General features: G+C 68.7%; 10 protein-coding genes. 6 read left to right on the forward strand and 4 right to left on the reverse strand.

The features are described 5' to 3' along the window. Window positions 1-65: 65 nt before the first annotated feature. The 4 genes from HCU73_RS10695 to bchF are packed head-to-tail and all read right to left on the reverse strand — an operon-like array spanning window position 66 to window position 6943. Window positions 66-3635, reverse strand: coding sequence for a magnesium chelatase subunit H (locus tag HCU73_RS10695; protein WP_168623451.1), 3570 nt, complete (start codon window positions 3633-3635; stop codon window positions 66-68). Next, window positions 3625-5181 (reverse strand): ferredoxin:protochlorophyllide reductase (ATP-dependent) subunit B, encoded by a 1557-nt coding sequence (gene bchB / locus HCU73_RS10700; RefSeq protein WP_168623452.1) that lies wholly within the window; start codon window positions 5179-5181, stop codon window positions 3625-3627. The genes HCU73_RS10695 and bchB overlap by 11 nt, the downstream gene beginning before the upstream one ends. Then, window positions 5178-6461, reverse strand: a complete 1284-nt coding sequence (locus tag HCU73_RS10705; RefSeq protein WP_168623453.1) for a ferredoxin:protochlorophyllide reductase (ATP-dependent) subunit N — start codon at window positions 6459-6461, stop codon at window positions 5178-5180. Before HCU73_RS10705 ends, bchB begins: the two co-directional genes overlap by 4 nt. Then, window positions 6458-6943: a 2-vinyl bacteriochlorophyllide hydratase gene (gene bchF, locus HCU73_RS10710; protein WP_168623454.1), complete on the reverse strand. Its 486-nt coding sequence runs from the start codon at window positions 6941-6943 to the stop codon at window positions 6458-6460. The genes HCU73_RS10705 and bchF overlap by 4 nt, the downstream gene beginning before the upstream one ends. 315 nt (window positions 6944-7258) lie before the next feature. Here bchF and HCU73_RS10715 point away from each other — a divergent pair, with 315 nt between their 5' ends. The 6 genes from HCU73_RS10715 (at window position 7259) to idi (ending at window position 13570) form a co-directional block, all read left to right on the forward strand. Next, on the forward strand, window positions 7259-8098 hold the full coding sequence (locus HCU73_RS10715; protein ID WP_168623455.1) for a cobalamin B12-binding domain-containing protein: 840 nt from the start codon (window positions 7259-7261) through the stop codon (window positions 8096-8098). Next, the gene (gene ppsR / locus HCU73_RS10720; protein WP_168623456.1) at window positions 8095-9546 is read left to right on the forward strand and encodes a transcriptional regulator PpsR; all 1452 of its coding nucleotides are present in this window, start codon (window positions 8095-8097) and stop codon (window positions 9544-9546) included. The genes HCU73_RS10715 and ppsR overlap by 4 nt, the downstream gene beginning before the upstream one ends. A gap of 109 nt (window positions 9547-9655) precedes the next feature. Next, window positions 9656-10579, forward strand: a complete 924-nt coding sequence (gene chlG / locus HCU73_RS10725) for a chlorophyll synthase ChlG (RefSeq protein ID WP_168623457.1) — start codon at window positions 9656-9658, stop codon at window positions 10577-10579. After that, complete coding sequence (locus tag HCU73_RS10730; protein ID WP_168623458.1) at window positions 10576-11868, forward strand: MFS transporter; 1293 nt, start codon at window positions 10576-10578, stop codon at window positions 11866-11868. Before chlG ends, HCU73_RS10730 begins: the two co-directional genes overlap by 4 nt. Before the next feature lie 2 nt (window positions 11869-11870). Then, window positions 11871-13052 (forward strand): geranylgeranyl diphosphate reductase, encoded by a 1182-nt coding sequence (locus HCU73_RS10735; RefSeq protein ID WP_168623459.1) that lies wholly within the window; start codon window positions 11871-11873, stop codon window positions 13050-13052. Next, window positions 13049-13570 (forward strand): isopentenyl-diphosphate Delta-isomerase, encoded by a 522-nt coding sequence (gene idi, locus HCU73_RS10740; protein WP_168623460.1) that lies wholly within the window; start codon window positions 13049-13051, stop codon window positions 13568-13570. Before HCU73_RS10735 ends, idi begins: the two co-directional genes overlap by 4 nt. Window positions 13571-13621: the final 51 nt, after the last annotated feature.

Genomic DNA, 13621 nt, shown 5'->3' on the forward strand with positions numbered 1-13621 from the left:
GGCCTCGCGGGCGGCGGCGCGGGCGGCGGGGGGGGATCGTTCGTCCAGCATCGGTGTCGTCCTTCCTATTCGGCGGCCATGCCCGGGGTGAGACCCTCGAGGGTGTCCTCGAGCTCGTCCGCGCCAGCCTGAAGCGCGGCCAATGTGGCCTCATCGGGTTGCCAGTAGTTCCGTTCGAACGCCTCGAGCAGGCGGTTCGCCATGCGGGCCGAGGCCTGCGGGTTCAGCGCGGCCATCCGGCGGCGCATGTCTTCGTCGAGCACGAAGGTCTCGCTCAGGCGCTGGTAGACCCAGGGGTCGACCTGGCCGGTGGTGGCCGACCAGCCCAGCGTGTTGGTCACCTGCGCCTCGATCTGGCGCACGCCCTCGTGGCCGTGTTTCAGCAGGCCCTCGAACCACTTGGGGTTCAGGCTGCGCGAGCGGGTTTCCAGCGCGACCTGCTCCTTGAGCGTCCGCACCTTGCCCTCGCCGCGGGTCTGGTCCCCGATGAAGACGGGGGCTTCCTTGCCGCCCTTGGCCCGTTTCACCGCGCGCGAGATGCCGCCGAGCGTGTCGAAGTAGTGGTCGACCGTGGTGACGCCGAGTTCCACGGATTCGAGGTTCTGGTAGGCGAGGTCGACGTCCTTGAGCGCGGCCTGCAACAGCCCTGCGTTCTTCTTGGCCTTGCCGTCGCGGCCGTAGGCGAAGGATTTGCGCGCCTCGTAGGCGTCGGCCAGCTCATCCTCCTCGCCCCAGGCCCCTGAGTCGACCAGCGCGTTGACGTTGGAGCCATAGGCGCCCTCGGCATTGGAGAAGACGCGCAGCGCTGCCTCTTCCATGTCGACGCCCATCTTCGCGGCGTAGTCCAGCGCGTGGGCGCGGACGAAGTTCATCTCGACCGGCTCGTCGGCGGTGGCGGCCTTGTAGGCCGCCTCGGCCAGCATCCGGGTCTGCAGGGGCAGCAGGTCGCGGAAGATGCCCGACAGCGTCATCACCACGTCGATGCGCGGGCGGCCGAGTTCCGCCAGCGGGATCAGGTCGGCGCCGCAGAGGCGGCCATACCCGTCGAAGCGGGGACGGGCGCCCATCAGGGCCAGCGCCTGGCTGATCGGCCCGCCATCCGACTTGATGTTGTCCGACCCCCACAGCACCAGCGCGACGGAGCGCGGAAACTCCTCGGCCGCGTCGATCAGGCGCTGCGCCTGCTTCGCACCGTCCTGCAGGGCGAAGGCGGTGGGCATCCTGAATGGGTCGAAGGCATGGATGTTGCGGCCCGTGGGCAGAACCTCGGGGCTGCGGATCAGGTCGCCGCCCGGCACCGGCTCGATGTAGCGGGCGGCCAGCGCGCGCATCAGGCCATCCAGTTCGCCGTTGCGGCGCAGCAGGGTTTCGACCCGTTTCCGCGTTTCAGGGTCTGTTTCCGCCATCACCCGCAGGTGTTCCTGCAGCTCCGCCTCGGCCATGGGTCGGCCGACGATATGGAGCCCGTCGGGGATCAGCGCGTCCTCGGTCTCCAGCAGCGTCAGCCACAGCTTGTCGGGGTTGCGCTCGGACAGGTCCACCGCCTCGGCCTGCGTGGCGATCAGCTGGGCCAGCTCCTCGCGCTCATGGGCGTCGGGGGGCAGCGCGCGCCAGCGGGTCAGGCTGTCCTTCAGCTCGGACAGGCCCTTGTAGAGACCGGCGGAGGCCAGCGGCGGGGTCAGGTGGGTGATGGTGACGGCGTTCGAGCGGCGCTTGGCCAGCGACGCCTCGGACGGGTTGTTGGACGCGTAGAGGTAGACGTTCGGCAACTCGCCGATCAGCCGGTCGGGCCAGTCGCGCGCGCCGAGGCCGGCCTGCTTGCCCGGCATGAATTCCAGCGCGCCGTGCATCCCGAAGTGCAGGAGCACGTCGGCGCCGAAGGTGTTGCGCAGCCACAGGTAGAAGGTGGTGAAGGCGTGGGTCGGCGCGAAGCCCTTTTCAAAGAGAAGGCGCATCGGGTCGCCCTCGTAGCCGAAGGTCGGCTGGACGCCCACGAACACCTGCCCGAACTGCTGGCCCAGCACGAAGACGCCGCGCCCGTCCGACTGGATCTTGCCCGGCGCGGGGCCCCAGACGGCCTCGATCGCCTTCAGGGGCGGGGTGGTCCGCACGATGGTGTCGGCGTCGACATGGGCGGCGACATTGGCCTCCTGCCCGTATTGCTTGGCGTTGCCATGCAGGATCGCGGCGCGCAGGTCGTCGACGGTGGCGGGCACCTCGACGGCGTAGCCCTCAGCCTTCATCCGGCGGAGCGTGTTGTGCAGGCTCTCGAAGACGCTCAGGTAGGCGGCCGTCCCGATGGCGCCCGCGTTCGGCGGGAAGCCGAAGAGCACGATGGCGACCTTCTTCTCGGCGTTCTTCTTGCGGCGCAGGAGCGCGAGGCGGCGGGTCTTTTCGACCAGGCTCGTGATGCGCTCGGGGCAGGGCGCCATGGCCTTGCTGTCCGACCGACTGCGGCAGGCGTAGGAACAGCCCTGGCAGCCGTCGGCGCTGTGGCGGCCGCCGAAGACGGTGGGGTTGGTCGCGCCGTCGATCTCGGGCAGGGCGACCAGCATGGTGGTCTCGACCGGGCCGAGACCGCCGCCCGAGGACGACCACTGGCCGAGCGTCTGGAACTCGATGGCGTGGGCCGCGATGTAGGGCAGGTCGAGCTCCTTCAGGATCTCCACCGCCGCCGCCGAGTCGTTGTAGGCCGGGCCGCCGATCAGGCTGAAGCCGGTCAGCGAGACCATGGCGTCGATCTTGCCGCCCTTGAAGAAGGCCTCGATCGCCGGGCGCCCGTCGAGCCCGCCGGCGAAGGCCGGGATCACCGCAAGGCCCGCCTCCTGCATCTCGCGGATCACGCCGTCGTAATGGGCGGTGTCGGAGGCGAGGACGTAGCTGCGCATCATCAACAGGCCCACGGTGGCGACCGGGTTCGCGGGCTGCGGCAGGTCGGCGGGGTTGGTGGTGATGCGGTGGCCGGGCAGGTCGGGGTGGTAGAGGCCGACCTCGGGGTAGTCGATGGGCGCGGCGGCCTTGGCGCCCTTGAAGGCGCGGTCGCTGGCGTAGCTGCCGACGAGGAAGCGGATCATCTGCTCGACGTTGTCGTCCGAGCCGCCCAGCCAGTATTGCATGGTCAGGAACCACGCGCGCAGGTCCTGCGCCTTGCCGGGGATGAACTTGAGGATCTTGGGCAGCCGGCGCAGCAGCTTCATCTGCTTTTCGCCGGAATTGGCCGAGGGTTCCTTGGAGCCGCGCAGCTTCTTGAGCAGTTTCATCGGCCCCGAGGCCGGCTTCATCATGTCCAGCTCACCCATGCGGGTCAGCTGCACGACTTCCTTGGCCGAGATCACGCCGATCATCGCGTCGCAGGCGTCGCGGCGGGCCTTCAGCTCGGGCAGGATCGCGGTGATGTGCTCCTCAATGAACAGGAGGTTGGCGACGATGATGTCACCGTGGCGCACGGCGATGCGCGCCTCTTCCAGCGCGGCGGGGTTTTCCGCCCATTCCGCCGAGGCGTGGACCGAGACGTTGAGGCCGGGGAATTCCTTGGCCAGCCGGGCGCTGACGCGCGCCGCCGGGCCGGCCGCGTGGCTGTCCAGCGTGACGATCACGACCCGGTAGCCGGGGATATGGTCTCCGTCACCGCGCAAAATGGGCCTTCGCTTCGTAGAGGGTGTCGACGCTGATTTCCCGCACGCCGCGCTCGGCGGCGAATTTCTCGGTGTTGCGGCGGGCCTTGCCGCGGACGAAGAAGGGGATCTTCTTCAGCTCGCGCTCGGCATCGGCCAGCCACACCATGACGTCGGAGCCGGTCTCAGAGGGCGTCTCCGCCACCGCGGGCTCCTCCACCGGGGCCGGTGTCGTCGCCTCGGCCACGGGTTTGGGCGCGTGGCCGCCGTGGTGGCTGGGGCCGGCGGCGTCGTGGAACTCGAAATCCTCGCGGAACATCGCCAGCAGGTGCTCCTCGAGGCCCATCACCAGCGGGTGGATCCAGGTGTCGAAGATCACGTTCGCGCCTTCCCAGCCCATCTGGGGCGAGTAGCGCGCGGGGAAGTCCTGCACATGCACCGGCGCCGAGATCACGGCGCAGGGGATGCCGAGGCGCTTGCCGATGTGCCGCTCCATCTGGGTGCCGAGGATCATCTCGGGCGCGGCATCCTCGATGGCCTTCTCGACCTCGAGGTAGTCGTCGGTGATCAGCGGCTCGAGGCCGAACTCCTTGCCGAGCGCCCGGATGTCGCGGGCGAATTCGCGGTTGTAGCAGCCCAGCCCGATCACCTCGAAGCCCATCTCGTCCCGCGCGATGCGGGCGGCGGCCTTGACGTGGGTCGCGTCGCCGAAGACGAACACGCGCTTGCCGGTCAGGTAGGTGCTGTCGACCGACTTCGACCACCAAGGCTGGCGCAGGCGGGTCAGGTCGGTTTTCGGCTCTACACCGCACAACCGGGCCACTTCGGCCACGAAATCATGGGTCGCGCCGACGCCGATGGGGACGGTCTTGGTGTAGGGGATCCCGAGCGTCCGCTCCATGTGGCGGGCGGCGGTTTCGGCGTGTTCGGGATACATCAGCACGTTGACATGCGCCGCCCCGAGGCGGGTCAGGTCGTGCGGCGTCGCGTCGAAGGGGGCGACGACGTTGATGCCGATGCCCATCTCGTAGAGCAGGCCCTTGACCTCCTCGATGTCGTCGCGGTGCCGGAAACCCAGCGCGAGGGGGCCGATCAGGTTGGCCGTCACCTCCGGCGTCTTCTCGACCGGGCGGGCCAGCGCCTTGACCAGCTGGTAGAAGGTCTCGTCGGTGCCGAAGTTTTCCTTGCGCTGGTAGCTGGGCAGTTCCAGCGCGACGACGGGCACGGGAATGTCCATGGTCTCGGCCAGCCCGCCGGGGTCGTCCTGGATCAGTTCCGCCGTGCAGGAGGCGCCGACGATCAGGGCCTGCGGCTTGAAGCGGTCATAGGCGTCCTGGCAGGTCTTCTTGAAGATGCCGGCGGTGTCGGCACCGAGGTCGCGGCCCTCGAAGGTGGTGTAGGTCACCGGCGGGCGGTGGTTGCGCCGCTCGATCATGGTGAAGAGAAGGTCGGCGTAGGTGTCGCCCTGGGGGGCGTGCAGCACGTAGTGCAGGCCCTTCATGGCGGTGGCGACGCGCATGGCGCCGACATGCGGGGGGCCTTCGTAGGTCCAGACGGTCAGTTTCATTCGGCGGCCTCCAGCTTCAGGAGGTCGCGGCGGCGCACGGGGCGGCTGAACAGCCCCGCGAGGTCACCGGCCTGGTCGTAGAAATGGACGGGGGTGAAGACGAGCTCGATGGCCCATTTCGTCGTCAGCCCCTCGGCCTCGAGCGGGTTGGCGAGGCCGAGGCCGCAGACCGTGAGGTCGGGGCGGGCGGCGCGCACGCGGTCGAGCTGCTTGTCGACATCCTGCCCCTCGGAGATCACCGGGCCGGCCGGGATCAGGTCGAGGTCGGGGCCGACGAGGCCCTTGTGGATGTAGGGCTGGCCGATCTCGATCGCCTCCATGCCGCATTCGCGGGTGAGGAAGCGGGCGAGCGGGATTTCCAGCTGGCTGTCGGGCATGAAGAAGATCGTCTTGCCGCGCAGCGCCGCCGAAGCGTTGGCGATGGCCGTCCGCGCGCGGGCGCGGGGGGCGGCGGTGACGGCCTCGAAGGTCGCGTCGTCGACGCCGAATTCGTCGGCGATGGCCCGCAGCCACAGCGTCGTGCCCTCCTCGCCGAAGGGGAAGGGCGCCTGGATCATCCGCGCGCCGCGCCGTTCCAGCGCGGCAGCGGTGTCACCGAGGAAGGGCTGGAGGCAGGCGAAGACCGTGTTGGCGCCGACGCCGGGCGCCTCGGCACTGCGATGGGCCGGCAGCACGCGGATCGGGCCGATGCCCATTTTCGTCAGCAGGTCGACGGCCTGGTCCTCGACGACATCCGGCAGGGCACCGACGAGCAGGAGTTCACGCGCCGAGGTCTCGGGGAGGACCGGGACCATCGAGGCGAGGCACGCGTCCTCGCCCTGCGTGAAGGTCGTCTCGATGCCACTGCCGGAATAGTTGAGCACGCGGACGTGGGGCGCGTGCATCTGCGTCAGCCGCTCGGCCGCGCGGGCGAGGTCGAGCTTGATCACCTCGGACGGGCAGGAGCCCACGAGGAACAGTTGCTTGATGTCGGGCCGGCGCGACAGGAGGCGGCCGACCTCGCGGTCGAGCTCGTCGTTCGCGTCGGCGAGGCCGGCGAGGTCACCCTCCTCGAGGATGGCGGTGCCGAAGCGGGGCTCGGCGAAGATCATGACGCCGGCGGCCGACTGCAGGAGATGCGCGCAGGTGCGGCTGCCGACCACGAGGAAGAAGGCGTCCTGCATCTTGCGGTGCAGCCAGATGATGCCGGTCAGGCCGCAGAACACCTCGCGCTGGCCGCGTTCCTTGAGGACGGGGGTGTCGCGGCAGGTGGCGGCGGGCAGGTTGACGGGGCGGTTCATGCGCGGCCCTCCCCTTCGAGGCGGGCCATCCGCAGCTTCCAGATGAACTGCGCGGCGTTGATGACGTAGGCGGTGTAGGCGGCCAGCGCGATCCACATCTGGTCGGCATGGGGCCAGTCGGCGATCAGCGCCCAGACATAGGTGAGGTGCAGGGCGATCACGAGGAAGCTGACCACGTCCTCCCAGAAGAAGGCGTGGGCGAAGAGGTACTGGCCGAACACCACCTTTTCCCAGATCGCGCCGGTGACCATGATCGTCAGGAGCACGGCGGTCTTGAGGATGATCGAGACCGTGGCCGCCTCGTAGCCGGCGCCGGTGATCATGAAGCGGATCACCAGGCCGAGCGACACCAGGAACACGAGGAATTGAACCGGGGCGAGCACACCCTGGACCGTGGTCCAGACGGTGCCGTCGCGGCGGGCACGTTCCTCGGCTGTGTAAAGCTGGCGTGACGGCGCCGATGTCAGGGTATCACTAGGCATGCGACGGTCGATTCCTTTGGGCGATGGACAAAAACTAGCGCTGGCAGCGCCAGAGTGTCAATTAAAACTTACACCTTGAACGTCCAGTCGACCTGTCGGGTTTGTCGCGCAAAGCCTGGGGGGATCCTCGGGATTTCTTTGAAAATATTGGGCACTCAAGGGCCCCGATCGCGGGGCGCGCCCCTTGTAAATGCAAGGTTGTCAATTTACTTTGACAGCAAGACGGGAATGGGCGACACTCGGACAAACCTTTGCTGCCCGATCGACGCGAGACGACAGAATGACGTTAGGCGGCGGCGCAAGTGGTGATTTCAGATGAAGGACGAGACCCACAGGAGCCCCACGGCCTACCCGGCCATGGAGGCGGCAGAGGTCACGCGGCTGGCCCAGCGGGCCATCGCGGTGCTGGCTGCGCACGGCCCCGGCCGGAGTGATGGCCTGTCGCACCGGCTGGTCCAGCTGTGCGACGCCTTCATCTCGTCCGACGAGGAACCGCGGCACGAGATGCTGCAGCGGCTGCGCCAGGACGGCGTCTCGACCGACGACATCATCGACCACGTGATCCCCGCCGTGGCCCGGCTGATGGGCGAGCGCTGGTTTGCCGACGACATCAGCTTCGCCCATGTCACCATCGGCGCCGCGCGGCTGCAGGAGGCGGTGCGCGCCTTCGGCTGGCACGACGACAGCCGCAACCGGGCGGGCGAGGACGCGCAGGCGATCCTGCTCGTCATTCCGCGCGCCGAGCATCACACGCTGGGCACCTTCGTGCTGGCCGACCAGCTGCGCCGGCGCGGCTACACCGTGCACATCGCCGTCGACAGGCACCCGCGGCAAGTTGCTGAAATGTTGCGGAAACGCCGGTACGTGATGATCGGGATCACCGCGTCGGGACGACGAACGCTTGCATCGGCAAGAGAATTAGTAGACATAATCCGTCAAACTGTCACGACAGTTACACCTGTCATCCTTGGTGGACCGATCCTGGACAAGCGCCTCGACGTCCTCGGCCTGACAGGGGCGGATCACACCGCGGCGGACGCGGACATGGCGCTGCGGAAATGCGGCCTCTTGAGGCCCGGGCGGGAGGCCCCGGTTAAGGTAACGGTCAACCAGGCCGGCGACGTGAGCGCCGGCGGTGAGGACAGGAACGGATGAACACGCGCGGATCAGAGTTCTGGGACCAGCCGCAAGCTCCGCCGATCGGGCCGGAGCAGTTCAACGAGATCGTCACGACGGCGGCCGACCTCGCCTTGGTGCTCGACACCGAGGGGACGGTGAAATCCGTCATCGTCAACCCGCTCAACCCCACGCTGGGCCGGCTCGACCACTGGAAGGACCGCGACATCCGCGAGTTCATGGCCGAGGACAGCCTGTCCAAGCTGGAAGCCCAGCTCGAGGCCTACCGCGGCGGCCGCAAGGGCGCCGTCGACGCGATCGAGGTCAACCACTTCGACAACGCGAATTGGGAATTCCCGATCCGCTACACGATCCACAAGACCAACAATCCCGACATCATCCTGATGCTGGGCCGCGACCTGCGCCCGATCGCCGAGCTGCAGCACCGGCTGGTCAAGGCGCAGCTGGCGCTGGAAAAGGACTACGAGACCCACCGCGATTACGAGACGCGCTACCGGGTCATCATGGAGGCCGCGCGCGACGCGCTGGTGCTGGTCGATGTCGCCTCGGGGCGCATCGTCGACCTGAACTCCTCCGCCGCCCAGATCCTGGGCGCCGAGGCAGACACGCTGACCGGCAGCGCCTTCACCCAGGAATTCGAGGGGCGCCGCCGCGGCGAGTTCATCGAGGGGCTGGTGCTGGCCGCGGGCGACGAGGCCAGCGGGCCGGTGCTGGTCAAGACCCGGCGCGGCAAGCTGGACGTGACGCTGCACCCCATCGTGTTCCGCGCCGCGGGCGACAAGTCGCTCCTGTGCCGGATCGAGAGCACCAAGAGCGCCGAGACGGTCGCGGCCGAGCTGTCGACGACGCTGGCCTATCTCTACCGCGAGGGGCCGGACGCCATCGTCTTCACCGACGCGCACGGCACCATCCGCTCGGCCAACGACGCCTTCCTCAACCTCACCGACGCCGGCACGCTGGCCGACGTCAAGGGCAAGTCGCTGGGCGATTTCCTCGCCCGGGGCAGTGTCGACCTCAAGGTGCTGACCGACAACGCGGCGCGCTCGGGCAAGATGCGCATGTATGCCACCCGGCTCGAGGGCGCCTACGGCTCGCAGTTGTCGGTGGAGCTGTCGGCGACGCACCTGACCGTCGGCGGCAGCTCGGGCTTCGCCTTCGTGATCCGCGACACCTCGCGCATGGAGGTGGTGCGGGAGCCGTCCACCTCCGCCCTGCCCGGCCCCGCGCCGGTCTCGGACGACGCGATGCGCAACGTGATGGACCTGGTGGGCTCGGCCCCGCTCAAGGACATCGTGGCGGCCACCACCGACGTGGTCGAGAAGATGTGCATCGAGACCGCGGTCGAACTGACCGACAACAACCGCGTCGCGGCCGCCGAGATGCTCGGCCTGTCGCGGCAGTCGCTCTACGTGAAGCTGCGCAAGTACGGGCTTCTGAACAAGAACGACCGCAGCGGCGCGAACTGATCCGACGTCGATGACCCCCGGCAAGGGCCCGCCTGCGGGCCCTTTCTGCGTTGCGTAAAGGCGTGTTTACACTTGCCGACTCGCGAAGTGTCAGGCTATGTTGACACTCATGAGCGTAACGACCGACCTCACCCCGCCGACATCGCCACGCAGCCTTCCCGAACCCCGGGCCGTGCTGACGTTGCTCAAGCCCATCACCTGGTTCCCGCCGATGTGGGCCTATCTCTGCGGCGCGGTGTCCGCGGGCGTGTCGCCCGCCGGCCACTGGGTCGCGGTGATCCTCGGCGTCATCCTCGCCGGCCCCATCGTCTGCGGGATGAGCCAGGCCGCCAACGACTGGTGCGACCGCCACGTCGACGCGATCAACGAGCCGCACCGCCCGATCCCGTCCGGGCGCATCCCCGGCCGCTGGGGCCTCTGGATCGCGCTCATCATGTCCGGGTTCGCCGCGCTGGTCGGCACCGCGCTCGGCCCCTGGGGCTTCGGCGCGACGCTGGTCGCCATCGCAGCCGCCTGGGCCTATTCGGTGGAGCCGATCCGGCTGAAGCGGTCGGGCTGGTGGGGGCCGGGCCTCGTGGGCCTCTCCTATGAATCCCTGCCCTGGTTCACCGGCGCCGCCGTCCTGTCGATGGGCGCGCCGTCCTGGCCCGTCATCATCGTGGCGCTGCTCTACGGCATCGGCGCGCACGGCATCATGACGCTCAACGATTTCAAGGCGCTGGAGGGCGACCGCCAGATGGGCGTCAACTCGCTGCCCGTCACGCTCGGCCCCGAACGTGCGGCGAAGCTCGCCTGCGTGGTCATGGCGATCCCGCAACTGATCGTCTTCGTCCTGCTCTACGGTGTGTGGGACCGCCCGTGGCACGGCCTCGCCATCGCGGTGTCGCTGATCGCGCAGCTCTACGCGATGCAGGTGCTGCTGCGCGATCCCAAGGGCCGCGCGCCCTGGTACAACGGCGTCGGCGTCACGCTCTATGTCTCGGGCATGATGGTCACCGCCTTCGCCGTCCGCACGCTGGAGGCCTGGCCGTGACGCTGTCCTGGCTCCAGATCGTCCGCCTCGGCCTCGTGCAGATGGCGCTCGGGGCCATCGTCGTTCTCACCACCTCGACCCTAAACCGCCTGATGGTGGTGGAGCTGGTGCTGCCCGCCGTCCTGCCCGGCGCGCTGGTGGCGCTGCACTACGGCATCCAGATCACCCGGCCGCAGTGGGGCTACAAGTCCGACACCGGCGGCAAGCGCACGCGCTGGATCATCGGCGGCATGGCTATCCTGGCGCTGGGCGGCCTGTCGGCGGCCTATGGCGTCGTGCTGATGGAGACGCAGCGGGGCCTGGGTCTGATCGTGTCGATCCTGGCCTATGCCGCCATCGGCGTGGGCGTGGGCGCCTCGGGCACCTCGCTGCTGGCGCTGCTGGCCACCGCCACGGCGCCACGGCGCCGGCCCGCGGCGGCGACGATCACATGGCTGATGATGATCTTCGGCATCGCCATGACGGCGGGCGTCTCGGGCCAGTTCCTCGACCCCTATTCCCCCGACCGGCTGATGGCCGTGGTCGCCGTGGTCACGCTGGGCGCCTTCGCCCTTACCTGCCTCGCCGTCATCGGCATCGAGCGCAGCGTCGTCGCCCGCGCCGAGGAGGCCAGCGCGCCCTTCCTCGACGGTCTGCGCGAGGTCTGGGCCGAGCCCAAGGCGCGGCTCTTCACCCTGTTCGTGTTCCTCAGCATGACCGCCTATTTCATGCAGGAGCTGATCCTCGAGCCCTACTCCGGCCTCGTCTTCGGCTTCACCCCCGGCCAGTCCACCACGTTGTCGGGCGCGCAGAACGGCGGCGTGTTCCTCGGGATGGTGGTGGTCGGCGTGGCCGGCACGGCGCTCCGCCTCCTCAGCCTGCGGGCCTGGGTCATCATCGGCTGCCTCGGCTCGGCCGCGGCGCTGATCGGCATCAGCGCGCTGGGCCAGGTCGGCCCGGGCGCGCCGCTCCTGCCGGCCGTGGTCACCATGGGCTTCTTCAACGGCATGTTCGCGGTCGCGGCCATCGGGTCGATGATGGCGCTGGCCGGCGAGGGGCGCGACGCGCGCGAAGGCACGCGGATGGGCCTCTGGGGCGCGGCGCAGGCCATCGCGGCGGGCTTCGGCGGGCTGGCGGGCGCGGCGCTGGCCGATCTCGCCCGGACCGTGATGACCGACCCGGCGGCCTTCGGCGCCGTCTTCACCTTTGAAGCGCTTCTCTACCTCGCCTCGGCCGTCATGGCCCTGCGGGTGATGGAGGGCAAGGTTTCCATGGCGCCGGTGACGCGCGCCGCAGTCGCGGGAGAATGACCATGAAATACGATGTCGTCGTCGTGGGCGGGGGCCCCTCGGGCGCCACCGCCGCCAATGATCTCGCCCGCTCGGGCCACAAGGTGGCGCTGATCGACCGCGCGGGCCGGATCAAGCCCTGCGGCGGCGCGATCCCGCCGCGGCTGATCCGCGATTTCCAGATCCCCGACGACCAGCTGGTGGCCAAGATCACCACCGCGCGCATGATCTCGCCCACCGGCCGCCGGGTCGACATCCCCATCGAGAACGGCTTCGTCGGCATGGTCGACCGCGAGCATTTCGACGAGTTCCTGCGCGTCCGCGCCGCCGAGGCGGGGGCCGAGCGCGTCACCGGCACCTACACCGGCATCACCCGCGACAAGGCCGGCACCCATGTCCACTACCGCGACAAGGAGACCGGCGAAGAGCGCGTCCTGACCACCCGCATGGTGATCGGCGCCGACGGCGCGCGGTCCAACGTCGCCCGCACCGAGATCAAGGGCGGCGACAAGATCCCCTATGTCATCGCCTACCACGAGATCGTCGAGGCCCCCGGCCCCCGCGGCGACTACCACCCCGACCGCTGCGACGTGGTCTATGACGGCCGCATCAGCCCCGATTTCTACGGCTGGGTGTTCCCGCACGGCAAATCGGCCTCCATCGGCATGGGCAGCTTCCTGCGCGAGGTGGACCTGAAGAAGGCCACCGCCGACCTGCGCGAGGCGTCCGGCCTCGCCGACTGCAAGACCATCCGCAAGGAGGGTGCGCCGATCCCGCTCAAGCCGCTGGACGAGTGGGACAACGGGCGCGACGTGGTGCTGGCCGGCGACGCGGCCGGCGTCGTGGCACCATCCTCGGGCGAGGGGATCTACTACGCCATGGTCGGCGGCCGCGTGGCGGCCATCGCGGCGGCGACCAAGCTCCAGACCGGGATGATCAAGGACCTCAAGCTGGCGCGGAAGCTGTTCATGCGCGAGCACAAGAGCGTGTTCAAGATCCTCGGCGCGATGCAGGACGCCTACTACAAGTCCGACGAGCGGCGGGAGCGGTTCGTCAGCCTCTGCCACGACGTCGACGTGCAGCGCCTGACCTTCGAGGCCTACATGAACAAGGAACTGGTCAAGGCGCGCCCCTTGGCGCATATCAAGATCGGTATCAAGAACCTCGCCCACCTGACGGGCCTCGTGCCCGCCACACGCGTATGACCGACATGATCCCGGCCTGGGTGAACGGCACATTGACCCCCGTGGAAAAGCTGGAGGCCCATGTGAAGGGCATCCGGCACAAGGCGATTTCCGTCTTTCTCATGCGGGGCGACAAAGTGCTGCTGCAGAGGCGAGCGCTGGGCAAGTATCACACCCCTGGGTTGTGGGCCAACACCTGCTGCACCCATCCGCACTGGGGCGAGGCGGCGCTCGACTGCGCCACGCGGCGACTGGGGCAGGAGCTGGGGCTGTTTGATATCCCTCTGCAATTCCGTGACACGGTCGAATATCGCGCCGATGTCGGGGGCGGGCTGATCGAGCACGAGGTTGTGGACATCTTTGTGGGCGAGTTGCCACCGGGGCAGGAGCCGCGACCGAACCCCGACGAGGTGATGGATACGATCTGGCAACCGCTGGGCGCGCTGATCCGCGACGTGATGGAAAGCCCCAAGGGCTTCACCCCCTGGCTGCAGATCTACCTGCGCGACCATGCGGGGGTGATCTTTCAGGACGCGTAAAGCAGTCCTGACAAGACAAAGGGGGCGCCTACTCGGGCGCCCCCTTTTCAT

This window comes from Roseicyclus persicicus (genome assembly GCF_012395815.1).
GTDB classification, from domain to species: Bacteria; Pseudomonadota; Alphaproteobacteria; order Rhodobacterales; family Rhodobacteraceae; genus Roseicyclus; species Roseicyclus persicicus.

What these genes read in the sequence shown, in the direction of transcription:
- HCU73_RS10715 (WP_168623455.1), top strand. Translation starts at nt 7,259, where the DNA reads ATGAAGGACGAGACCCACAGGAGCCCCACGGCCTACCCGGCCATGGAG.
- bchB (WP_168623452.1), bottom strand. Translation starts at nt 5,181, where the DNA reads ATGAAACTGACCGTCTGGACCTACGAAGGCCCCCCGCATGTCGGCGCC.
- bchF (WP_168623454.1), bottom strand. Translation starts at nt 6,943, where the DNA reads ATGCCTAGTGATACCCTGACATCGGCGCCGTCACGCCAGCTTTACACA.
- ppsR (WP_168623456.1), top strand. Translation starts at nt 8,095, where the DNA reads ATGAACACGCGCGGATCAGAGTTCTGGGACCAGCCGCAAGCTCCGCCG.
- HCU73_RS10705 (WP_168623453.1), bottom strand. Translation starts at nt 6,461, where the DNA reads ATGAACCGCCCCGTCAACCTGCCCGCCGCCACCTGCCGCGACACCCCC.
- idi (WP_168623460.1), top strand. Translation starts at nt 13,049, where the DNA reads ATGACCGACATGATCCCGGCCTGGGTGAACGGCACATTGACCCCCGTG.
- HCU73_RS10735 (WP_168623459.1), top strand. Translation starts at nt 11,871, where the DNA reads ATGAAATACGATGTCGTCGTCGTGGGCGGGGGCCCCTCGGGCGCCACC.
- chlG (WP_168623457.1), top strand. Translation starts at nt 9,656, where the DNA reads ATGAGCGTAACGACCGACCTCACCCCGCCGACATCGCCACGCAGCCTT.